The sequence below is a fragment of the Burkholderia sp. AU27893 genome, from assembly GCF_002223205.1.
Classification (GTDB): Bacteria; Pseudomonadota; Gammaproteobacteria; order Burkholderiales; family Burkholderiaceae; genus Burkholderia.
This window is the reverse complement of sequence record NZ_NKFD01000002.1, coordinates 628,481-648,816: the sequence shown is the minus strand read 5'-3', so window position 1 is coordinate 648,816 and position 20,336 is coordinate 628,481. Positions and strand designations below refer to the sequence as shown.

At 66.8% G+C, this 20,336-nt stretch carries 21 protein-coding genes and 1 tRNA gene; 6 read left to right on the top strand and 16 right to left on the bottom strand.

Features of this window, described 5'->3' with window-relative positions:
* Window positions 1-62: 62 nt before the first annotated feature.
* The gene (gene leuA, locus CFB47_RS16155; RefSeq protein ID WP_089461664.1) at window positions 63-1,709 is read right to left on the bottom strand and encodes a 2-isopropylmalate synthase; all 1,647 of its coding nucleotides are present in this window, start codon (window positions 1,707-1,709) and stop codon (window positions 63-65) included.
* Window positions 1,710-2,089: 380 nt separating this feature from the next.
* The gene (ybiB, locus tag CFB47_RS16150; protein ID WP_089461663.1) at window positions 2,090-3,064 is read right to left on the bottom strand and encodes a DNA-binding protein YbiB; all 975 of its coding nucleotides are present in this window, start codon (window positions 3,062-3,064) and stop codon (window positions 2,090-2,092) included.
* Between the two features lie 193 nt (window positions 3,065-3,257).
* Here ybiB and maiA point away from each other — a divergent pair, with 193 nt between their 5' ends.
* Window positions 3,258-3,902: a maleylacetoacetate isomerase gene (gene maiA / locus CFB47_RS16145; RefSeq protein ID WP_089461828.1), complete on the top strand. Its 645-nt coding sequence runs from the start codon at window positions 3,258-3,260 to the stop codon at window positions 3,900-3,902.
* An 86-nt stretch (window positions 3,903-3,988) separates the two neighbouring features.
* On the opposite strand, the gene ftsY is transcribed toward maiA, so the two are convergent.
* Window positions 3,989-5,143, bottom strand: coding sequence for a signal recognition particle-docking protein FtsY (gene ftsY, locus CFB47_RS16140; RefSeq protein WP_089461662.1), 1,155 nt, complete (start codon window positions 5,141-5,143; stop codon window positions 3,989-3,991).
* A gap of 214 nt (window positions 5,144-5,357) precedes the next feature.
* Here ftsY and rsmD point away from each other — a divergent pair, with 214 nt between their 5' ends.
* The 3 genes from rsmD (at window position 5,358) to CFB47_RS16125 (ending at window position 6,907) form a co-directional block, all read left to right on the top strand.
* Complete coding sequence (rsmD, locus tag CFB47_RS16135) at window positions 5,358-5,972, top strand: 16S rRNA (guanine(966)-N(2))-methyltransferase RsmD (protein WP_089456958.1); 615 nt, start codon at window positions 5,358-5,360, stop codon at window positions 5,970-5,972.
* Window positions 5,973-6,083: 111 nt separating this feature from the next.
* The gene (gene coaD / locus CFB47_RS16130) at window positions 6,084-6,581 is read left to right on the top strand and encodes a pantetheine-phosphate adenylyltransferase (protein WP_039346084.1); all 498 of its coding nucleotides are present in this window, start codon (window positions 6,084-6,086) and stop codon (window positions 6,579-6,581) included.
* A 59-nt stretch (window positions 6,582-6,640) separates the two neighbouring features.
* Window positions 6,641-6,907: a YfhL family 4Fe-4S dicluster ferredoxin gene (locus CFB47_RS16125; protein WP_069248899.1), complete on the top strand. Its 267-nt coding sequence runs from the start codon at window positions 6,641-6,643 to the stop codon at window positions 6,905-6,907.
* A gap of 84 nt (window positions 6,908-6,991) precedes the next feature.
* On the opposite strand, the gene hisC is transcribed toward CFB47_RS16125, so the two are convergent.
* The 8 genes from hisC to CFB47_RS16085 all read right to left on the bottom strand — a co-directional run bounded on the left by hisC (window position 6,992) and on the right by CFB47_RS16085 (window position 14,154).
* Window positions 6,992-8,059: a histidinol-phosphate transaminase gene (hisC, locus tag CFB47_RS16120; RefSeq protein ID WP_089456957.1), complete on the bottom strand. Its 1,068-nt coding sequence runs from the start codon at window positions 8,057-8,059 to the stop codon at window positions 6,992-6,994.
* Between the two features lie 115 nt (window positions 8,060-8,174).
* On the bottom strand, window positions 8,175-8,774 hold the full coding sequence (pth, locus tag CFB47_RS16115; RefSeq protein ID WP_006477776.1) for an aminoacyl-tRNA hydrolase: 600 nt from the start codon (window positions 8,772-8,774) through the stop codon (window positions 8,175-8,177).
* Between the two features lie 121 nt (window positions 8,775-8,895).
* Window positions 8,896-9,501, bottom strand: a complete 606-nt coding sequence (locus CFB47_RS16110) for a 50S ribosomal protein L25/general stress protein Ctc (RefSeq protein WP_089441047.1) — start codon at window positions 9,499-9,501, stop codon at window positions 8,896-8,898.
* A 161-nt stretch (window positions 9,502-9,662) separates the two neighbouring features.
* Window positions 9,663-10,619, bottom strand: a complete 957-nt coding sequence (locus tag CFB47_RS16105; protein WP_089441046.1) for a ribose-phosphate pyrophosphokinase — start codon at window positions 10,617-10,619, stop codon at window positions 9,663-9,665.
* A gap of 44 nt (window positions 10,620-10,663) precedes the next feature.
* Window positions 10,664-10,740, bottom strand: a tRNA-Gln gene (locus tag CFB47_RS16100).
* A 55-nt stretch (window positions 10,741-10,795) separates the two neighbouring features.
* Window positions 10,796-11,677, bottom strand: a complete 882-nt coding sequence (gene ispE, locus CFB47_RS16095; RefSeq protein ID WP_089461661.1) for a 4-(cytidine 5'-diphospho)-2-C-methyl-D-erythritol kinase — start codon at window positions 11,675-11,677, stop codon at window positions 10,796-10,798.
* Between the two features lie 25 nt (window positions 11,678-11,702).
* Window positions 11,703-12,323, bottom strand: coding sequence for a lipoprotein insertase outer membrane protein LolB (gene lolB, locus CFB47_RS16090; protein WP_089456956.1), 621 nt, complete (start codon window positions 12,321-12,323; stop codon window positions 11,703-11,705).
* Between the two features lie 7 nt (window positions 12,324-12,330).
* Window positions 12,331-14,154, bottom strand: coding sequence for a tetratricopeptide repeat protein (locus tag CFB47_RS16085; protein ID WP_089456955.1), 1,824 nt, complete (start codon window positions 14,152-14,154; stop codon window positions 12,331-12,333).
* 86 nt (window positions 14,155-14,240) lie between these two features.
* Between CFB47_RS16085 and mutM the strand changes: the two genes are divergently transcribed.
* Both mutM and mutY read left to right on the top strand, forming a co-directional pair.
* Window positions 14,241-15,068 carry a bifunctional DNA-formamidopyrimidine glycosylase/DNA-(apurinic or apyrimidinic site) lyase gene (gene mutM, locus CFB47_RS16080; protein WP_046544386.1) on the top strand — a complete coding sequence of 276 codons (828 nt, stop codon included), beginning with the start codon at window positions 14,241-14,243 and terminating at the stop codon, window positions 15,066-15,068.
* Window positions 15,069-15,092: 24 nt separating this feature from the next.
* Complete coding sequence (gene mutY, locus CFB47_RS16075) at window positions 15,093-16,199, top strand: A/G-specific adenine glycosylase (RefSeq protein WP_089456953.1); 1,107 nt, start codon at window positions 15,093-15,095, stop codon at window positions 16,197-16,199.
* Between the two features lie 215 nt (window positions 16,200-16,414).
* Here the strand turns inward: mutY and CFB47_RS16070 are convergent, their stop codons facing one another.
* The 5 genes from CFB47_RS16070 to hpf form a co-directional block, all read right to left on the bottom strand.
* Window positions 16,415-17,050, bottom strand: a complete 636-nt coding sequence (locus CFB47_RS16070) for an LON peptidase substrate-binding domain-containing protein (RefSeq protein WP_089441042.1) — start codon at window positions 17,048-17,050, stop codon at window positions 16,415-16,417.
* A 27-nt stretch (window positions 17,051-17,077) separates the two neighbouring features.
* Window positions 17,078-17,986, bottom strand: coding sequence for an RNase adapter RapZ (gene rapZ, locus CFB47_RS16065; RefSeq protein WP_089441041.1), 909 nt, complete (start codon window positions 17,984-17,986; stop codon window positions 17,078-17,080).
* 74 nt (window positions 17,987-18,060) lie between these two features.
* Window positions 18,061-19,029: an HPr(Ser) kinase/phosphatase gene (gene hprK / locus CFB47_RS16060; RefSeq protein ID WP_011353227.1), complete on the bottom strand. Its 969-nt coding sequence runs from the start codon at window positions 19,027-19,029 to the stop codon at window positions 18,061-18,063.
* A gap of 129 nt (window positions 19,030-19,158) precedes the next feature.
* A complete protein-coding gene (locus CFB47_RS16055) occupies window positions 19,159-19,698 on the bottom strand; it encodes a PTS sugar transporter subunit IIA (RefSeq protein WP_011353226.1) in 540 nt (179 codons plus the stop codon).
* A gap of 168 nt (window positions 19,699-19,866) precedes the next feature.
* Window positions 19,867-20,226 (bottom strand): ribosome hibernation-promoting factor, HPF/YfiA family, encoded by a 360-nt coding sequence (hpf, locus tag CFB47_RS16050; RefSeq protein WP_006477786.1) that lies wholly within the window; start codon window positions 20,224-20,226, stop codon window positions 19,867-19,869.
* Between the last annotated feature and the right edge of the window lie 110 nt (window positions 20,227-20,336).

Below are 20,336 nucleotides of genomic sequence, written 5' to 3'. Positions count from 1 at the left end.
GCGGCGCACGGGCGGTCACGCCCCGCTCGCTGACGTTTGAACCCTGAAACGGAACCCGCCGCTCAGGCCGCCGCGCGGCGATCCGCGCAGTGCCAGGCCGAGCGGTTGATCGCGCTGACCACCGCGTCGAGCGCGGCGCTCGCCGCATCGGCGTGCAGGCCGACGCCGTGCCGCAGCGGCGCATCGCCGACCCGGCAGCCGACCGATACCGCGATTCGTCCGTCCGTCGTGCGGGCGTGTTCGCACGACGCGACGTCGATCGCCGCGCCGGCGGCCGCCGCGAATGCCGCGGCCAAACGTCGCACGGCCTCGTCGGGCGTCGTATCCGCCGCGGGCGCTGCCGCGATCTCGCGGTTTTGCCAGCGCGCGCCGTTGCCGTGTCGCGCGGCCGGCCCGTCGGTGTCGAAGAATTCGCGCGCGAACAGCGCGCAGATCGCGTCGCCCGTCACTTCCTCGCCGGACGCGTCGGCGAGCGTCTGCACCGCATGGCTGAATTCGATCTGCACGCGGCGTGTCGGCGTGAAGCCTATCCCGCGTTCGAGCAGGAACGTCGCGCCGCCCTTGCCGGACTGGCTGTTCACGCGGATCACCGCGTCATAGCTGCGGCCGAGGTCGGCCGGGTCGATCGGCAGGTACGGCACTTCCCAGGCCGCGTCGGGGCGCTGCTGCGCGAAGCCCTTGCGGATCGCGTCCTGGTGCGAGCCCGAGAACGCGGTGAACACGAGGTCGCCCGCGTACGGGTGGCGCGGATGCACGGGAATCTGGTTGCAGCGTTCGACGACGCGGCGCACCGCATCGATGTCGGAGAAATCGAGACCCGGATCGATGCCCTGCGTGTAGAGATTCAGCGCGAGCGTGACGAGATCGACGTTGCCGGTGCGTTCGCCATTGCCGAACAGGCAGCCCTCGATGCGGTCGGCACCCGCGAGCAGCGCGAGTTCGGCCGCCGCGACCGCGGTGCCGCGATCGTTGTGCGGATGCACGGACAACACGATGCTGTCGCGGTACGCGAGGTTGCGGTCCATCCACTCGATCTGGTCGGCGAACACGTTCGGGCTCGCGGCTTCGACGGTGGCCGGCAGGTTGACGATCATCTTGTGATCGCGGGTCGGCCGCCAGGTCTGCGCGACCGCGTCGCAGATCTCGCGCGCGAACGTCAGCTCGGTCATGCTGAAGGTTTCCGGCGAGTACTGGAACGTCCATTGCGTGTCGGGGCGCGCGGCGGCGTGCTCCTTGATGATGCGCGTGCCGTCGATCGCGAGCGCCTTCACGTCGGCCTTCGACATCCCGAACACGATGCGGCGGAACGACGGGCACACCGCGTTATACAGGTGCACGATCGCGCGCGGCACGCCTTCGAGCGCGTCGAACGTGCGGGCGATCAGGTCCTCGCGCGCCTGCACGAGCACTTCGATCGTCACGTCGTCGGGAATCCGCTTGTCGTCGATCAGCTTGCGGACGAAATCGAAGTCGGTTTGCGACGCCGACGGAAAACCGACTTCGATCTCCTTGAATCCGATCGCGACCAGCATCTCGAAGAATTCGAGCTTCTGCTCGATGCTCATCGGCTCGATCAGCGACTGGTTGCCGTCGCGCAGGTCGGTGCTCATCCAGACGGGCGCGCGCTCGATGGTGCGCGACGGCCATTTGCGGCCATTGAGGCGGACGGGCTCGAACGGACGGTACTTGTCTTGCGGATTGCGCTGCATCTTCTGGACCTCGGGTCTCAAGTCGCGAGCGAAGACGGGCGGCATGGGCGACGGTTGGCGCTGCCTCGCTCCGCGGCACGTGAACGCGCTGCGGATGCGGATGATCTTCGCGAGTCGGCCGACGGATAGACGGACGAATGCTGACGACTTCGGGTTGTAAAAACTACGAGAGGGGTACGGCGAGGAACTGCTGGGAGGGACCGTGCGGACAGCACACGGCGCTACGAAAGCCTTAGGCTAGTCGTAGCGATAGCGGCCGCGCTAGGCGGCCGGAGGTAATTCGGAGGGTGTTCGGAAAGGAACGCATGACGGCAACTCTATGCCAGGATGCGCTCGCGTGTCAAATGCCCCGCAAGCGGGGCCGGTTCGCGAGCGTGCCGTCAGCGTGCGATGCGGGCGATCTGCACGATCGTCGCGACCTGTCGGGCGACCGTGTCGGGCACCGGCACTTCGCCGCGCAATACGGCGTCGGTCCATGCGGCCGTCGTGGCCGCGTCGCGCGATTCGGGCAGGGGAACCGGGGGCGCATCGGTCGACGAGCGTTCGGCCTCGATCAGCGTGTCGCACGCGCCGTCGTGCAGCCAGTCGACCTGCACCTGGCGCCGCGTGTCGGCAACGGCTTCGCCCTCGGTGCCACGTGCCAGCAGCGCGCCGCCGAGCGCGGCATCCGGATGGTCGCGGAACAATTGCGCCAGGCTGTCGCGGTACGGCGGGTGCGTGTAGTTGACGAGCCGCAGGCCGGCCGGCGCGAACGGCTGCAGGATCTTCACGAGCGTGTGCGTCGAGTTGCGCACGCCGAGCACGCTGCGCATCGACAGCAGGCGTGCGATGCGCGGCGCCAGCACCTCGATCGACGCGAACGCGACGCGGCGCTCGGCGAGCATGTCCTCGATGGCATCGTGCGAAGCCGACGGTGCGAGCGACAACGCCGAGAAGATCTCGGCGCTCGTCACGCGGCCCGGATCCTGCTCGACGCCGTGCACGAGCACCGGCACGCCTTCGCGCGCGAGCAGCAGCGCGAGCAGCGGCACGAGGTTCGGCTGCTTGCGCGCGCCGTTGTAGCTCGGGATCGACACGGGTCGGAACGCGGCATCCTGCACGTGCACCGGCTCGAACGACGCCTGCGCGGCGGCGAGCATCGCGGCCAGCTCGTCGGCGGATTCGCCTTTCAGCCGATAGGCGATCAGGATCGCGCCGAGTTCGACGTCCGACACGCGCGTGTCGAGCATCGCGCGATAGAGCTCGAACGTGTCCTCGGCGGACAGCGCGCGTGCGCCGTGCGGGCCGCGGCCGATTTCCTTGATGAAGCGGGCGCACGGGAACGGAACGGCGGCGGGATCGTGGGAAGCGGTCATCGGGGCGTGGGGCGGGCGGCCGGCATCGGGCCGCGCTGTGAGCGGTGAGGAATGCCCCGAGTATCGCACGGGTGCGGCTGCCTTCAGGCGAGGCCGCTCGGCGCGGCGCGCTACACTCTGATTCCCGGCGGTGCGCGCCGGCTGCGCCGCGCCCGTGCCGTCGCCGGCCGAATACGACTACGAGAGACATCCCATGAAGCTTTACAGCTATTTCCGCAGTTCCGCGTCGTACCGCGTGCGGATCGCCCTGAACCTGAAGCAGCTGCCGTTCGACTATGTCCCCGTGCACATGCTGCGCGACGGCGGCGAGCAACTGAAGGACGCATACCGCGCGCTGAATCCGGATGCGGTCGTCCCGACGCTGACCGACGGCGACGCGACGCTGCAGCAGTCGCTCGCGATCATCGAGTATCTCGAGGAAACCCATCCGGAGCCGGCGCTGCTGCCGAAGCAGCCTGTCGATCGCGCGTATGTGCGCGCGGTCGCGCTGCAGATCGCGTGCGAAATCCATCCGCTCAACAACCTGCGCGTGCTGAAGTACCTGAAGCATACGCTGCAGGTGCCCGAGGAGGCGAAGAACGCGTGGTACCGGCACTGGATCGAGGCGGGCTTCGAGACGCTCGAGACGCGTCTCGCGAGCGATCCGCGCACCGGCAAGCTGTGCTTCGGCGACACGCCGACGCTTGCCGACGTGTGCCTCGTGCCGCAGGTGTTCAATGCGAACCGCTTCTCGATCGATACGACGCGCTATCCGACGATCCAGCGGATCGTCGACCATGCGTCGACGCTCGATGCGTTCAAGGCCGCCGAGCCCGGCGCGCAGCCCGACGCCGAATGAGCGCGGCGTGCCCGGGCCGTGCATGACCGGGCGCGCATGAAAAAAGGGCGCCCGAAGGCGCCCTGTGCGATGCGTGCCCGCGGTGTTCAGCCGAGCAGCGCGTCCGCGAATTCGACCGCGCTGAACGGCTGCAGGTCCTCGACCTTCTCGCCGACGCCGATGAAGTAGACCGGCACCGGGCGCTGCCGCGCGATCGCGGCGAGAATCCCGCCCTTCGCGGTGCCGTCGAGCTTCGTGACGATGAGGCCGGTGAGGCCGAGCGCGTCGTCGAATGCCTTCACCTGCGTGAGCGCGTTCTGGCCGGTGTTAGCGTCGATCACCAGCAGCACTTCATGCGGCGCGCCGTCGTGCGCCTTCGAGATCACGCGTTTCACCTTCTTCAGCTCTTCCATCAGGTGGAGCTGCGTCGGCAGGCGGCCGGCCGTGTCGGCCATCATCACGTCGATCTTGCGCGCGCGCGCGGCGCTGACCGCGTCGAAGATCACCGCGGCCGGATCGCCGCTTTCCTGCTGCACGACCGTCACGTTGTTGCGCTCGCCCCAGACCGCCAGCTGTTCGCGCGCGGCCGCGCGGAACGTGTCGCCCGCGGCCAGCAGCACCGACTGGTCGAAACTCTGCAGGTGCTTCGCGAGCTTGCCGATGCTGGTCGTCTTGCCCGCACCGTTCACGCCGGCGATCATCATCACGAGCGGCTGCGCGCGGCCGAGCATCAGCGATTTCTCGAGCGGCGTCAGCAGCTCGACGAGCAGGTCGTGCAGCGCGGCCTTCACCTGTTGCGGGTCGGTCAGGCGGCCCGCACGCACCTTTTCGCGCAGCGCGCCGAGCAGGTACTCGGTCGCGTCGACGCCCGCGTCGGACATCAGCAGCGCGGTTTCGAGCTCCTCGTACAGATCCTCGTCGATCTTCGTGTTGACGAACACGCCGGTGATGCTCGAGCCCGTCTTGGCGAGCCCCGTTTTCAGGCGCGCGAGCCACGATTTCTTCGCGGTGGCGTCCTGCAGCGGCGGCGGGACGATTTCGACCGTCTCGACGACTTCGTCGCGGCCGTCGTTGGTCGGCGTGACCGTCATCACGACGGCCGGCGCGGCCGGTTGCGCGGGCGCTTGCGGCACGTCGGCCGCGGGCGGGGCCTCGACCGCGGGCGCATCGGACGGTTCGTCCGTTTGCTGCGCGTCGGCCGATTGCGACTCCGCCGGATCGGGCTCCTGCGTTTTCTTGAATCGTTTGAAGAAGCTGAACATGGTCTGACGTCGGGAAGAGGGCGGCCGCCGCCAGGGGCGGGCACCGGACGGGCCGTTCTGCGTTCGCGCGGGCGCGGCGCACGGCGGCCGAAACCATGCATTTTATCAGTGCGGCGTGGCGCTCGCGCCAGCGCGCATCGCCGCTGTGGTAACGTGCGCCTGTTTAGCGGTGCGCCCGCGCGCGCGCCCGGTCCCTCCGTCGTCGATATTCCGTATGTCCCGTTCCTCTCCCGGCCGCCCGGCGGCCCCTTCTGGCCGCGGCAAGCCGCACACGATCCGCATCATCGGCGGTGACTGGAAACGCACGCCGCTCGCGGTGCTCGATCTGGACGGCCTGCGGCCGACCCCCGATCGCGTACGCGAGACGCTGTTCAACTGGCTTGGCCAGGATCTCGAAGGCCGGCGTTGCCTCGACCTGTTCGCCGGCACCGGTGCGCTCGGTTTCGAGGCGGCGTCGCGCGGCGCGGCGAGCGTCGTGATGGTCGAGCGCCATCCGCGCGCGGCGCAGCAGCTGCGTGCGATCAAGGACAAGCTCGGTGCACGTGCGGTCGAGGTCGCGGAGGCGGACGCGCTGCGGCTCGCGGCCGGGCTCACGCCGGGCGCGTTCGATGTCGTGTTCCTCGATCCGCCGTTCGACGATCTGGCCGTGCTCGAGCGCGCGATTGCGCTGGCGGCGCCGCTCGTCGCGGCGGGCGGTGCGCTGTACGTCGAGACGGGGGCCGAGCTCGATCCCGCCGCGCACGACGCACTCGCCGGCTGGGAGGTCGTGAAGCACGGCAAGGCCGGTGCGGTTCACTATCATTTGCTGCGGCGCGAAAATGATGAATAATGCGCGTTCCATACGAGGCGGCGCGCCGCAAAGGCGACGCAAGCCCATCTCGGCAGCGGCGTGTGCATCGCACGGCTGCCATCCCGTTTGCGTGATGACAGGAGGAGCGACATGGTAGTCGCCGTGTATCCCGGTACGTTCGATCCGCTGACGCGCGGGCACGAAGACCTCGTGCGGCGTGCGTCGAGCATTTTTGATACGCTGGTGGTCGGTGTGGCCGACAGCCGCGCGAAAAAGCCGTTCTTCTCGCTCGAAGAACGTCTGACGATTGCGAACGAGGTGCTCGGCCATTATCCGAACGTGAAGGTGATGAGTTTCACCGGCCTCCTGAAGGATTTCGTCCGCACCAACAATGCGCGCGTGATCGTGCGCGGCCTGCGCGCCGTGTCCGATTTCGAATATGAGTTCCAGATGGCGGGGATGAACCGCTACCTGCTGCCCGACGTCGAGACGATGTTCATGACGCCGTCCGATCAGTACCAGTTCATCTCGGGGACGATCGTGCGCGAAATCGCGCAGTTGGGCGGCGATGTCAGCAAGTTCGTATTCCCGTCCGTCGAGAAGTGGCTGACCGAGAAAGTCGCTGCGATCGGAGGCCCTGCCGCGTGATGCGGCGCCGGCCGGTTTCGTTGCGAAGCCGGCCGTCGGCCTGAAGAAGTGAGATCAGTATGGCTTTGATGATTACCGACGAGTGCATCAATTGCGACGTGTGCGAGCCCGAGTGCCCGAACGGCGCGATTTCGATGGGCCCGGACATCTACGTGATCGACCCGAACAAGTGCACCGAGTGCGTCGGCCATTTCGACGAACCGCAGTGCCAGCAGGTGTGTCCGGTCGAATGCATTCCGCGCGATCCGCAGCATGACGAATCGCACGCGCAATTGATGGAGAAGTATCACGCGTTGACGGCCGAAAAGGGCGACGACGCGTCGTGACCCCGCGGTGACGCGCGCGCTCGAGTCCTTCGGCACGCCCGTCACGCATCCGGATCGGCGCCGCCCGGCGCCGGTTCTTCCGTTTTAGGCCAGCAGCTCGCGCAACGCCGCGACGAGCGCATCGCATTCGGCGTCGGTGCCGACGGTGATGCGCAGGTGCTGGTCGATCCGCGGCAGCCGGAAGTGCCGTACGAAAATCTCCCGTTCCTTCAGTTTCGCCGCAATCGCACCCGCGTCGTGCGCAGGATGGCGCGCGAACACGAAATTCGCGGCCGACGGCACGATGTCGAAGCCGAGCGCGTCGAGCGCATGCGTCAGACGTGTCCGGCTGTCGATCACGCGCCGGCAGGTTGCATTGAAATAGTCGGTGTCTTCATAGGCGGCCTGCGCGGCAACTTGCGCGAGCCGGTCGAGCGGGTACGAGTTGAAGCTGTCCTTCACGCGGTTCAGCGCGTCGATCAGCGCGGCATCGCCGAACGCGAAGCCGACGCGCATGCCCGCGAGCGAGCGCGCCTTCGACGTCGTGTGGACGACGAGCAGGTTCGGGTAGCGGTCGATCAGCGTCATCGCGGACTGCGCGCCGAAGTCGACATACGCTTCGTCGATCACGACGACCGACGACGGATTCGCTGCTGCGATCCGCTCGACGTCAGCGAGCGGTAGCGCGCGCCCGGTCGGTGCGTTCGGGTTCGGAAACAGCACGCCGCCGGCGTCGTCGAGATAGTCGTCGACACGGATCGAAAAGTCGTCCGCGAGCGGCACGATCGACGTCTGGACGCCGTACAGGCGCGCATAGGTCGGGTAGAAGCTGTACGTGATGTCGGGAAAGCGCAGCGGCCGGTCGTGCTTGAGCAGCGCCTGGAACGTGTGCGCGAGCACCTCGTCGGAGCCGTTGCCGACGAACACCTGCTCGGGCTTGATGCGGTGATGGGCCGCGACCGTTTCGCGCAGCGCGCGCGCAACCGGGTCGGGATAGCGGCGCAGCGTGTCGCCGGTCTCGCCGAGTTCGCGTGCGATTGCCGCGACGACGCGCGGCGACGGCGGATAGGGATTCTCGTTGGTGTTCAGCTTGACGGGGTGTGCGAGCGCGGGCTGCTCGCCCGGCACGTAAGGCACGAGTTGCTGAACGATGTCGCTCCAGTAACGGCTCACCGCTTGGCTCCTGTCGGGCAAAGCGACCAGATTACCGCATGTGCGCGCAGGGCGGGGCGGGCGGGGCCGCCCGGCGGCGCCGGACGGCTCGATGCACCGGAGCGGTGCGATGCGGTCAGTTGCGATGCAGCTGCATCGTCGCGCGGTCGAGTTCGCCCTTGACGACCATCGGCATCACGGCGAGCGCGCGTTCGATCGACGCGTCGATCACGTCCTGTTCCTCGCGGCGCGGCGGCTTCAGCACGAAGTTCGCGACGTCGGGCTTCGCGCCGGCGCGCGCGCTTTCCGGAATCAGGTCGCGCGGATGGCCGATGCCGATCCGCAGCCGCCAGTACTGCTGCGACGACAGGTGGGCGGTGATGTCCTTCAGGCCGTTGTGGCCGCCGCTGCCGCCGCCGAGCTTCAGCTTCACGGTGCCGGGCGGCAGGTCGAGCTCGTCGTGCGCGACGAGGATCTGGTCGGGCAGGATCTTGAAGAATTGCGCGAGCGCGACGACCGACTGGCCGGAGCGGTTCATGTAGGTTTGCGGCTCGAGCAGGTGGACTTCTTCGCCGTGCAGGCGCGCTTTCGCGTAGAAGCCATGGAAGCGGCGCTCGTCGCGCAGCGTCGTGCCGGCTTCGCGGGCGAGCTGGTCGATCAGCCAGAAGCCGGCGTTGTGGCGCGTCGCGGTGTATTCCGCCCCGGGATTGCCGAGGCCGACGATCAGTTTGATCATGACGTTTCGAAGGCGGCAACGGCCGCCTGGGCGCAGAAAAAGAAAAACCCGCCGGGCAAGCCGCGGCGGGTTGCGTCGACCGTTTCGAGAAACGGATCGATGGGGCGCGTGGGCAGCCCGCTCAGGCAGCCGGCGTTTCGCCTTCTGCTGCGTCCGACACGGCACCAGCCGGGACCGTCGCCGATGCGACAACCGGGTTTTCCGCGTCGATGTGCGCGACCAGCGTGACACCCTTCGGCAGCGTGATGTCCTTCGCGTGCAGCGATTGACCGGCTTCGATCTTCGACAGGTCGACTTCGAGGAACTCCGGCAGGTCAGCCGGCAGGCACTCGATTTCGATTTCCGTCGCGACGTGCGAAACGATCGCGCTCGACAGCTTCACGGCCGGGCTGATTTCAGCGTTCAGGAAGTGCAGCGGAGCCTTCGTGTGCAGCTTCTTCTTCGCGTCAACGCGTTGGAAGTCCACGTGCAGCACCAGTTGCTTGAACGGGTGGTATTGCACGTCGCGCAGCAGAACCTGTTGCGACTGGCCAGCCACTTCGAGGTCGAGGATCGACGAGTGGAAAGCTTCCTTCTTCAGGGCGTGCCACAGGGCGTTGTGATCGAGTTCGATCTTTTGCGGGGCTGCTTCGCCACCGTAAACGATACCCGTGGTCTTACCAGCGTTGCGCAGGCGGCGGCTCGCACCCGTACCTTGCTCTTGGCGCTCGAAAGCGACGACTTTCATGTGATTCTCCAATGGCTGCCCGCGACCAGGCAGTAAAACGGGGCCGTCAGATTGCGGCCCCCGATGAAACGGACGGGGTTTCGTCTATCCCGTCCGATTGTGCAAAAAGCGAAGCGTTGCCGCTTCGCTTTCTGCGCATGCTTTGTTCAGTCGATTCGCGATCAGGATTCCGCGAACAGCGACATCACCGAGTCGCCGCGGCGGATCCGCGAGAACGTTTCGGCCAGCAGGCTCGCGCTCGTCAGTGCACGGATCTTCGAGCAGCCGAGCGATTCGGCCGACAGCGGGATCGTGTCGGTGACGACCAGCTCGTCGAGTGCCGAGGCGGCGATGCGGTCGCCTGCGCCACCCGACAGCACCGGGTGCGTCGCGTAGGCGAAGACCTGCTTCGCGCCGCGCTCTTTCAGCACCTGTGCGGCCTTGCAGAGCGTGCCTGCCGTATCGACCATGTCGTCCATGATCACACAGGTGCGGCCTTCGACTTCACCGATGATGTTCATCACTTCGGAGACGTTCGCCTTCGGGCGACGCTTGTCGATGATCGCGAGATCGCAGTTGAGCTGCTTCGCGAGTGCCCGGGCACGCACCACGCCGCCGACGTCCGGCGACACGACGAGCAGATCCGGGTAGTTCTGCTTGCGCAGGTCGCCCAGCAGGATCGGCGTTGCGTAGATGTTGTCGACCGGGATGTCGAAGAAGCCTTGAATCTGGTCGGCGTGCAGATCCATCGTGATGATCCGCTCGACGCCGGCGATTTCCAGCATGTTCGCGACGACCTTCGCCGAGATCGCGACACGCGCCGAACGCGGGCGGCGATCCTGACGGGCGTAACCGAAGTAGGGGATGGCTGCAGTGATCCGGCCGGCGGATGCGCGCTTGAGCGCATCGACCATGATCATCAGTTCCATCAGGTTGTCGTTCGTCGGTGCGCACGTGGATTGCAGGACGAAGACGTCCTTGCCACGCACGTTTTCCTGGATCTCGACCTGGATCTCGCCGTCGGAGAAACGGCTGACCATTGCTTTGCCGAGGGGAATTCCAAGGATCTTGACGACTTCCTGGGCGAGCGCGGGATTCGCGTTGCCAGTAAAAACCATCAGGCCGTCATGGCTGCTCATCGTGCACCTGCTTCGGGCTTAGGCGGGAAATGCGGGAAAATTTTTGGCAGGGGAGGAAGGACTCGAACCCTCGCATGCCGGAATCAAAATCCGGTGCCTTGACCAACTTGGCGACTCCCCTACACTTAACTGATAACTTCACCGAACTTGTGTAGGCCGTTCGGCAAAGTAAAACTTCATGACGCGAAAGCGAAGAGCGGATGCTCGTTCAGGCTCTCGGCAACTGCACCGTTCCAGCCGGTGGGCAGCTTGGCTTGCGCCGCTTCTGCCTCATGCTTGCTGCGAAACGCTGCAAACACGCTTGCTCCGGAGCCGGTCATCCTCGCGGGGGTCACATCATACAACCATTTGACCACCTGCGCAACTTCCGCGTACTTACTTGTCACAACTTGCTGCATATCGTTCCGACCGAAACTATCTGGCCATCCCGCGTCGCTGCTTTGCTGTGCAAGAAAGTCCGTAATTGTGACGCGCTTCGAATCTCTTGTCAACAACTCATCTGAAAATATTTCAGCGGTTGGGACGTGAACGCGGGGCGTTACAACCAAGAACCAGCGAGTCGGCAATTGTACCTCAGCTAATTCTTCTCCGATACCCTCTGCGAATGCATTTTTTCCAAAAATAAAAAACGGGACGTCAGCGCCGAGTTTTACCGCAAGCGACTGGAGTTCGGCACGCGGCAGGTCGAGTTGCCACAGGCGGTTCAGCGCGAGCAGCGTCGTCGCCGCGTCGGAGCTGCCGCCGCCGAGGCCGGCCCCCATCGGCAGGCACTTGTCGATCTCGATGTCGACACCGTGCGCGGTGCCCGTATGCGCTTTCAGCAGGTCGGCCGCGCGCACGACGAGATCGCTTTCCTCGGGCACGCCGGGCACGTCGGTGACGCGTGCGACGCGGCCGTCGTCGCGGAGCGTGAAGTGCAGCGTGTCGCCCCAGTTCAGCAACTGGAACACGCTCTGCAGATCGTGATAGCCGTTCGGGCGGCGGCCGGTGATGTGCAGGAACAGGTTGAGTTTCGCGGGCGCAAGGCAGTTGCGCAGCGAGCGGGTCGAATCGGTCATGCGTATGTCTGGGCTGGGCCAGTGCTCACTGATCGAGCACGAGCTTGATGTCGAGCGGCGGTGTCGCGCGCACGAGGTTGACGCGTTTGACGCCCGTGGCCGGGGCATCCGCGTAGGCAAGGTAGTCGATCGTCCAGCCGTCCTGGCGGATCTGCTTGACGCGCGTACCGTCGGCCGGATCGCGCACCGTCTGCGCGGGCGTGGCGGGCGCGGCGGTCGGCAGCAGCCAGTAGCGCAGGCCCGCGAGCGGCAGTTCGAAACCGAGCGTTTTCTGCATCAGGTCGCCGACGTCCGGCGCATATTGCGTCGGATGGTTCGGCAATTCGAGCGATGCCGCCTGCGGCGTCGACTTCACGACCGCGAGCGTCTGGCCGAGCGGGCTGCGCAGCTCGAGCGACACGTCGTCGCCGTGCTCCTGCCAGTCGAAGTTGCCGTACACGTTCTGCGGATTGCCGAGACGGTCGTCGTACCGCACCGCGAAGCGGCCATGGTAAGCGTGCGTGGCGGTAGTCTGCAGCGCCGCGCCGGTTGGCGCGCTGGCCGACGGCGGCGTGCTCGCGCAGCCGGCGAGCACGAGCGCCGTGCCGGCTGCGGCCAGCGTGCGCTGCGCGCGGAAGGACAGGGAAAACGTCGGGAACATCTGCATATCTGCATCAGAGACCGTTGATCTGGAGGCGTTTCAGCGTCTGCACGAGCGTGTCGTTGTCCGGCTCGAGCTTCTGTGCGTCACGCCATGCGGAACGCGCATCGTCCTGCGCGCCGCTCTTCCACAGCACTTCGCCGAGATGCGCGCCGATCTCGGCGTTCGGCTGCAGTTCGTACGCGCGTCGCAGCACCTTCGCCGCGCCGGCCGTATCGCCCATCCGGTACTTCACCCAGCCGAGGCTGTCCATGATGTACGCGTCGTTCGGTGCGAGCGTCATCGCCTTGTCGATCAGCTTGCTGGCTTCGGGGAGCCGCTGGTTGCGATCGGCGAGCGAATAGCCGAGTGCGTTGTACGCCTGCGGATTGTCGGGCTGCGTGCGGATCAGCTCGCGCAGCTGCTTTTCCATCGTCGTGTAGTGGCCGGTCTTTTCGGCCGCCATCGCGTAGTCGTAGCGCAGGTCGGGATCGTCGGGGAAGTCCTGGACCGCCTGCCCGAGCCGTGCCTCGGCTTCCGGGTAACGCTTCGCGGTGAACAGGATCGACGCGTCGGTGCGTGCGACCACGGCCGCATCGCGCGGATCCGTGATCGGCAGGTCGTCGAGCACCTTGCGCGCCTCGTCGGTCTTGCCCTGTTTCTGCAGCAGCTGCGCGCGCGTGATCTGCGCGGGCAGGTAGTGCTGGCTCGTCTGGTCGACCTTGTCGAGCCACTGCGACGCCTGCGCGTCGTTGTTCTGGTCGATCGCGATCTGCGCGAGGTAGATGTAGCCCTGGCCGACGTCGAGGTTCGGCTGCTTGTCGCCGAGCTGGACATACTGCTTCAGGTAGCCGGTCGCTTCGTCGAGCTTCTTCTGCTGGATCTTGATCAGCGCGAGCGCCATCAGCGGCGTCGGATCCTTCGCGTCGAGCTTGCGCATCGTCTCGAACTGCTTCTGCGCGTCGTCGAGGCGATCGTCGGCGAGATAGAGCTGCGACAGCGCGAGCCGCGCATCGCGCGACTTCGGATTCTGCTGAACATACTTCTCGAACGACGTGATGCCCGCCGCGCGTTCCGCCGGCCCCATCTGCGACAGCATCAAGGCCGCCGGCAGGTAGTCGGGGCGGAGCTGCAGCGCCTGCTTCAGCGACTGCGCAGCGCCGTCCTTGTCGTCGACCGCGAGCTGCTGGCGTGCGATCGCGAGCTGCGCTTCGGGCCGGTTCAGGTCGTTCTTCAGCATGTCCTTCAGCACCGCGAGGCCGCCGACGCGGTCGGAGCCGCGCACGAGCAGCGCCTGCAGCGCGAGGATCGCCGGGCCGCGCGTCTCGCCGGTCGCCCGTGCCAGTTCGCGCGCGAGCATCGGCTGCGCGTCGGCCGGCTTGCCGGCGAGCACCAGCAGCGCGGCGTCGACCTGCGACGCGCGATTCGAATCGGGTGCGTACTGGCGCCACAGGTTCGCCGCTGACAGCGCGTCGGCCGGGCTCTGCGCGCCGAGCGCGATTTCGGTCGCACGCTGCGCCATGCGCGGATCGCGCGTGTCGCGGGCGAGCGCGAGGTAGGTCTGGTAGGCCGGCGCGGGCTGGTTACGCTGCAGCGCGACCTCGGCGGCGAGCACCTGGTAGACGATCTGGCTCGTCAGCGGAACGCCGGGGAGATCCTTTTTCTCGTCCGGCATCACATGCTCGAACGCGCCCTGCGACTCCGCGTCGTCCGATGCCGGATCCTGCGCGTGGGCCGGGAAGGCGGTGAGGGTCCAGGCGGCAAACAGCGCGGCGCCGAGTGCACGGCGGACCGGGAAGGCGCGCGCGCCGCGCACGGCGGCGGGACGCTTCTGAAGCAGCTTCGAGGGCAAGGTCATGGAAATCCGTTCGATGTTTCAACCGATTGTAACGCGCTCGCTACAATACACGCACGATCGTGAATCCAGTCTCAGACCCGCAAAACATGCCAGAGTTGCCAGAAGTCGAAGTCACGCGCCGGGGCATCGCGCCCTTTGTCGCGGGCCGCCGCGTCGAGCGTGTCGACGTCCGTACCGAGATGCTGCGCTGGCCCGTGCCGGCCGGGCTCGCCGAGCAGTTGCGCGCGCGCGAGGTGCTCGCCGTCGAGCGTCGCGGCAAGTATCTGCTGTTCGAGGTCGACGCGGGCTGGTTCATCGTGCACCTCGGCATGACGGGCACGCTGCGCGTGCTGCCCGCGGCTGGCGTGCCGGTCGCCGCGAAGCATGACCACATCGACTGGATCTTCGACGAATTCGTGTTGCGGTTCCGCGATCCGCGCCGCTTCGGCGCGGTGCTGTGGCACCCGCGCGAAGCGGGCGACGTGCATGCGCATCCGCTCCTCGCGAGCCTCGGCGTCGAGCCGTTCTCGCCGGCGTTCACCGGCGCGCTGCTGCATGCGCGCACGCGCGGCCGGACCGTGTCGGTCAAGCAGGCGCTGCTCGCGGGCGACATGGTCGTCGGCGTCGGCAACATCTATGCGTCGGAGAGCCTGTTTCGCGCCGGCATCCGGCCGACGACGGCCGCCGGCAAGGTGTCGCTGCCGCGCTACGAGCGTTTGGCCGACGCGGTGCGCGCGACGCTTGCCGACGCGATCGAGCGAGGCGGCAGCACGTTGCGCGATTTCGTCGGCAGCAACGGCGAAAGCGGCTATTTCCAGCTCGACTGCTTCGTCTACGACCGTGCGGGCCAGCCATGCCGCGTATGCAACACGCCGATCCGCCAGATCGTGCAGGGCCAGCGGTCGACCTATTTCTGCCCGACCTGCCAGCGTTGAAACCTTTTTCCACAATTAGATCACTTGAAGCCGCCCCGCATCGCCCCCGCTCCGTTCCCCGTCACGCCGCTGCATCGCACGTTCGCCACGCGCCTGGTCGCGTGGCAGCGCGAGCATGGCCGCCACGATCTGCCGTGGCAGAACACCCGTGATCCGTACCGGATCTGGCTGTCGGAAATCATGCTGCAGCAGACGCAGGTATCGACCGTCATCCCGTATTACACGCGCTTTCTCGAACGCTACCCCGACGTCGCCGCGCTCGCGGCCGCACCGACCGACGACGTGATGGCGCTCTGGGCGGGGCTCGGCTACTACTCGCGCGCGCGCAACCTGCATCGCTGCGCGCAGGTCGTCGTCGCCGAGCACGGCGGTGCGTTTCCGGCGACGCCTGACGCGCTGGCCGAATTGCCGGGCATCGGCCGTTCGACGGCCGCGGCGATCGCGTCGTTTGCGTACGGCGCGCGCGCGACGATTCTCGACGGCAACGTGAAGCGCGTGCTGGCGCGGGTGTTCGGCGTCGAAGGCTTTCCGGGCGAGAAGCGCGTCGAGAACGACATGTGGGCGCTCGCCGAATCGCTGTTGCCCGACGCCGCGAACGCGGCCGACGTGAGTGCGTATACGCAGGGCCTGATGGATCTCGGCGCGACGCTGTGCGTGCGCGGCAAGCCCGATTGCGCGCGCTGCCCGTTCGCGGGCGACTGCGTCGCGCAATCGACGGGCCGCCAGCGCGAACTGCCGGCCGCGCGGCCGAAGAAGGCCGTGCCGACCCGCAAGACCTGGATGCTCGTGCTGCGCGACGGTGACGCGGTGCTGCTCGAGCGGCGGCCGCCGACCGGCATCTGGGGCGGCCTGTGGAGCCTGCCGCAAGCGGACGGCGACGCCGCGCTCGCGGAACTCGCACGCGGCTTCGGTGGCGGCGGCACGGTGCCGCTCGCGCCGCTCACGCACACGTTTACGCATTTCCGGCTCGAGATCGAGCCGCGGCTGAGCGACATGACCGACGGCGGCGGGCTGCCTTCCGGCGCGCGGGACGCGGACACCGCCTGGGTGCCGCTGAGCCGGCTCGACGCGTATGGCGTGCCGGCGCCCGTGCGCAAGCTGCTCGATGCGCTGAGCGGGCCGCTGCTGTAACGAAGGGGGAGGGGCGCGGCGCATGCCGCGCTTTCAGGGAAACGTCGGACGCTCGTGGTTTTTCGTGCGGACGGAAGTCGCCCTGGGTTGGCTGGCGCGAAGGGGCCGTCGGGGGCGATTCGGAACTCGCCGGCCCGGCTTTTCGCCCGGAAGGAAGCCCCTCGTTGGATGCCCTCTCCCGGATAACTCAGGCAAAGCGACAGGTCCCGCGCTCGCTATAACCAGCCGTGCCGGTCGAGCACGTGATGCACGGCATCGATGCGCGCGCCGACGTCCGGAAACTCCATCAGCTTCTGCCGCGCGCGCAGGTCGAGCGGCAGCAGTTCGGCGAGACGGTTCGATACCCAGCTCGGATCGTCGAGCCGGAACGGTTCGCCGAACGGCATCTTCTGCGGATCGGACTTCTTCAGCGCGTCGATGATGCGCTCGAGCACCTCGGCGCACGAGCCGAACTGCGCGAGCGCCTGCTCGCCTTCGAGCGGGATGTCGTCCGGCAGCGGCTCCGCGATGCCGACCAGCAGCCCGTTGCCTTCGACGCGGTACGACAACAGCTCGAAACGCTGCGTACCGACCGCCTGCAGGTACAGCATGCCGAATTCACCGGTATCGCATTCGGTGATGCGCGCCATGCAGCCGATGGTCTCGGGCACCGACACGGCGCCGTCCTGCGCGACTTCCGGCCCGCTCTTCAGCAGGCACACGCCGAACGGTGCATCGTCGCGCAGGCACGCGCGGGCCATGTCGAGATAGCGCGCCTCGAACACCTTGAGCGGGAGCAGGCCCCCCGGGAACAGCACCGTGTGCAGCGGAAACAGCGGCAGGTCGATCAGGGTGGTCGATAGGGAGGACATGGCGCGCGGGCGTTGGGGCGGGCGTCGCTAGGGTCGGTCGACCTCGGAGACGAGCCGCGACGACGCGTCGACATCCAGTGGCGCGTCACGATGCCGCACGATCACGTTCGCGTCGTGCGCAAGGCGCGCGGCGAGCGTTTCCGCGATGAACACCGACCGATGCTGGCCGCCCGTGCAGCCGATGGCGACGGTCAGGTAGCTGCGGTTGTCATCGCGGAAGTGCGGCAGCCATTTCATCAGGAACGCATGGATGTCGTCGATCATCTGGTGGACGATCGGCAGTGCGTCGAGAAAGGCGATGACCGGCTGGTCGAGCCCGGTGAGCGGGCGCAACTCGTGGTCGTAGTACGGATTCGGCAGCGCGCGCACGTCGAACATCAGGTCGGCGTCGAGCGGCACGCCGCGCTTGAAGCCGAACGATTCGAACATCACCATCAGGTCGTTGTTCTTCTGCTCGATGAAGCGCTTGACCCAAGTACGCAGCGCGTTCGCGCGCAGCGTGCTGGTGTCGATCTGGTGGCCGAATTCGGCGAGCGGCGCGACGAGCTCGCGCTCGCGCTCGATCGCTTCCTCGAGCGACGACAGCAGGCCGACGTCCGCATCGTGCGACAGCGAGCCGGACAGCGGATGGCGGCGGCGCGTCTCGGAGAAGCGCTGGATCAGCGCCTGGGTGCTCGCGTTGAGGAACAGCACGCGCACGTCGTGCTCGCGCGACAGCTCGCGGATCAGGCCGGGCATTTCGTCGAGCGACGCGCTCGAGCGCGCGTCGATCGCGACCGCGAGCCGGCGCTGGCCATCCTCGCCGAGGTAGCGGGCGAGTTCGGGGAGCACGTGCGGCGGCAGGTTGTCGACGCAATAATAGCCTGCGTCTTCGAGCGCGTTCAGCGCGACGGACTTGCCTGAGCCGGAGATGCCGGTGATGAGGACGATGCGCATGGGAAGCAGAGAATCCTGACGTTTCATCATAGCACCGGCTCGACGCGTCGGCGTGGCGTGGCCGGCGCGTGCGGTTACACCAGTTTGCCGGGGAACTGACTGTCGGGATCTTGCATCGCGAGTCGTTGCCGATCCATGAAATCGCGCAATGTGTCGATTCCGCGCAACTGCAGGATCGTGTTCCGGACGGCCGCCTCGACGAGCACCGCGAGGTTGCGGCCGGCCGCGACCTGGATCGTGACCTTGCTGATCGGCAGGCCGAGCACGTCGACCGTCTGGCTTTCGAGCGGCAGGCGCTGGAATTCGCCGTCAGGGCGCCGAACCAACTGGACGATCAGCTTCAGCTTCATTTTCCGCCGCACGGCGGTTTCGCCGAAGATCGTCTTGATGTCGAGCAGGCCCAGACCACGCACTTCGAGCAGGTTCTGCAGCAGCGGCGGGCAGCGCCCTTCGACGAAATCGGGGCCAAGTCGGACGAAATCGACCGCGTCGTCGGCGACGAGGCCGTGGCCGCGGCTGATCAGCTCGAGGCCGAGCTCGCTCTTGCCGAGGCCCGAATCGCCGGTCAGCAGCACGCCCATCCCGAGGATGTCGATGAACACGCCGTGCAGCGTCGCGCGCGGCGCGAGGATGCGCGACATGTAGAGCCGCAGGCTGTCGATCACCGCGGCGGCCGACATGGGCGTGGTGAACAGCGGGGTCGACGAGCGCGTGCAGCGCAGCACGAGCTCGGGCGGCGCCGCGGCGCCGCCGGCGACGACGAGGAACGGCGGTTCGAGCGCGATCAGCTCGGCCATGTGGCGCGAGCGGTCTTCGTCGGTTTGTCGCTGGTAGTAGTCGATTTCGGCTTCGCCGAGCACCTGGATCCGGTTCGGGTGGATCAGGTTCAAGTGGCCGACGAGGTCGGCGCTCGAGGTTGCATTGCCGACGGTGTCGGCCGAAAAACCGCGCTCCCAGCCTTCATGCCCCGTCAGCCAGCTCAGTTTCAGCGTGGCCGCGTTGTCGTCGAAGATGCTCTGGGCGTTGATGCTGGACGTATCCATGACTCTCGTCACTCCAATGGGCCGGTGCGTGCGCGCGGCGACGGACGTCGCCATGCCGGGCCGGCGCCGGGCGGCCCTGAACGGCGGCGTGTGCCGCCGCGTACGGGAAAATATTCCGCCCGGATCAACTCAAGGTTGCCACTGAGTGAGCAGGCGATGCAACTCGGCGATATCCGTTTCGTTGTGCAGACGCTCGCGCGCGTCGCGATCGGACAGCAGTTGCGCGATTTCCGACAGGATCTCGAGGTGCTGCTGGGTGGCTTGCTCGGGCACGAGCAGGAAGATCAGGAGACCGACCGGCTGGCCGTCGGGGGCTTCGAACGGGATTGCATCGGCGAGCCGGACGAACGCGGCGAGCGGGTGCTTGAGACCCTTGATGCGCCCGTGCGGAATCGCGACGCCTTCGCCGAGCCCGGTCGAGCCGAGGCGCTCGCGCGCGAACAGGTTGTCCGTGACGGTGCTGCGGGCGATGCCGTTCTGATTCTCGAACATCAGCCCGGCTTGTTCGAACACGCGTTTCTTGCTGGTGACTGAGAGGTCGATGACGACGTTCTCTATGGGCAGGATTTTGGCTAGGCGATTCATGTTGGCAGGCGATTGGGCGGCCTGGGGTCTCCTTGCGGCGGCAGACTGATTATCCATGTTCGGCGATATCAAGGCGTTCGGCATCGGCAACCTGCAAGGCAGCTACCGCATCCAGCGCCCCCCGGCGATAACCGGAACATTATAGAGCACAGCCGCGTGCGTGGCGCAGCGCGGAAGGACCGGTTGCACCCCTGCGCGGAGTCGCAAAAAAAACGCCCGGCGAACCGGGCGACGTGTGTGTTGCAGGGAAGGTTACTGCGGCGGCAGTTCGATCTGGTCGATCGACGGTTGAAGCTTGATCGGGTCGTGCGCGTGCGTTTGCAGACGCTCCATGTGCTTGACGACCTGGCGGTCCAGCTTGTCGATCAGCAGGTCGATCGCTGCATACAGGTTACCGTTCGCGCTTTCGACGAAGATGTCCTTGCCCTTCAGGTGCAGGTTGATTTCCGCGCGCTGCTGCTTGTCCTTTTCCTTGTGGTTGTCGACCGAGAGGATCACAGTGCCATCGATCACCTGATCGCTATGCCGTAGCACCCGGTCCAGCTTGGTGATCACGTATTCGCGAATTGCAGGCGTGACTTCGAGATGATGTCCACTGATCTTCAGGTTCATAGTACTTCTCCAAGCGAGTGACCACCCGGCCGCATCGAGGCGGCGCTCCGGTCGACTTGCCCGTGCCGCACGAAGGCGGCGTATCGCGGACAGGTCGCCCGGCCTGTTCC

Coding starts and splice junctions, on each gene's coding strand:
- leuA (WP_089461664.1), bottom strand. CDS start 1,709: ATGCAGCGCAATCCGCAAGACAAGTACCGTCCGTTCGAGCCCGTCCGC.
- ybiB (WP_089461663.1), bottom strand. CDS start 3,064: ATGACCGCTTCCCACGATCCCGCCGCCGTTCCGTTCCCGTGCGCCCGC.
- maiA (WP_089461828.1), top strand. CDS start 3,258: ATGAAGCTTTACAGCTATTTCCGCAGTTCCGCGTCGTACCGCGTGCGG.
- ftsY (WP_089461662.1), bottom strand. CDS start 5,143: ATGTTCAGCTTCTTCAAACGATTCAAGAAAACGCAGGAGCCCGATCCG.
- rsmD (WP_089456958.1), top strand. CDS start 5,358: ATGTCCCGTTCCTCTCCCGGCCGCCCGGCGGCCCCTTCTGGCCGCGGC.
- coaD (WP_039346084.1), top strand. CDS start 6,084: ATGGTAGTCGCCGTGTATCCCGGTACGTTCGATCCGCTGACGCGCGGG.
- CFB47_RS16125 (WP_069248899.1), top strand. CDS start 6,641: ATGGCTTTGATGATTACCGACGAGTGCATCAATTGCGACGTGTGCGAG.
- pth (WP_006477776.1), bottom strand. CDS start 8,774: ATGATCAAACTGATCGTCGGCCTCGGCAATCCCGGGGCGGAATACACC.
- CFB47_RS16110 (WP_089441047.1), bottom strand. CDS start 9,501: ATGAAAGTCGTCGCTTTCGAGCGCCAAGAGCAAGGTACGGGTGCGAGC.
- CFB47_RS16105 (WP_089441046.1), bottom strand. CDS start 10,619: ATGAGCAGCCATGACGGCCTGATGGTTTTTACTGGCAACGCGAATCCC.
- ispE (WP_089461661.1), bottom strand. CDS start 11,677: ATGACCGATTCGACCCGCTCGCTGCGCAACTGCCTTGCGCCCGCGAAA.
- lolB (WP_089456956.1), bottom strand. CDS start 12,323: ATGCAGATGTTCCCGACGTTTTCCCTGTCCTTCCGCGCGCAGCGCACG.
- CFB47_RS16085 (WP_089456955.1), bottom strand. CDS start 14,154: ATGACCTTGCCCTCGAAGCTGCTTCAGAAGCGTCCCGCCGCCGTGCGC.
- mutM (WP_046544386.1), top strand. CDS start 14,241: ATGCCAGAGTTGCCAGAAGTCGAAGTCACGCGCCGGGGCATCGCGCCC.
- CFB47_RS16070 (WP_089441042.1), bottom strand. CDS start 17,050: ATGTCCTCCCTATCGACCACCCTGATCGACCTGCCGCTGTTTCCGCTG.
- rapZ (WP_089441041.1), bottom strand. CDS start 17,986: ATGCGCATCGTCCTCATCACCGGCATCTCCGGCTCAGGCAAGTCCGTC.
- hprK (WP_011353227.1), bottom strand. CDS start 19,029: ATGGATACGTCCAGCATCAACGCCCAGAGCATCTTCGACGACAACGCG.
- CFB47_RS16055 (WP_011353226.1), bottom strand. CDS start 19,698: ATGCCGAACGCCTTGATATCGCCGAACATGGATAATCAGTCTGCCGCC.
- hpf (WP_006477786.1), bottom strand. CDS start 20,226: ATGAACCTGAAGATCAGTGGACATCATCTCGAAGTCACGCCTGCAATT.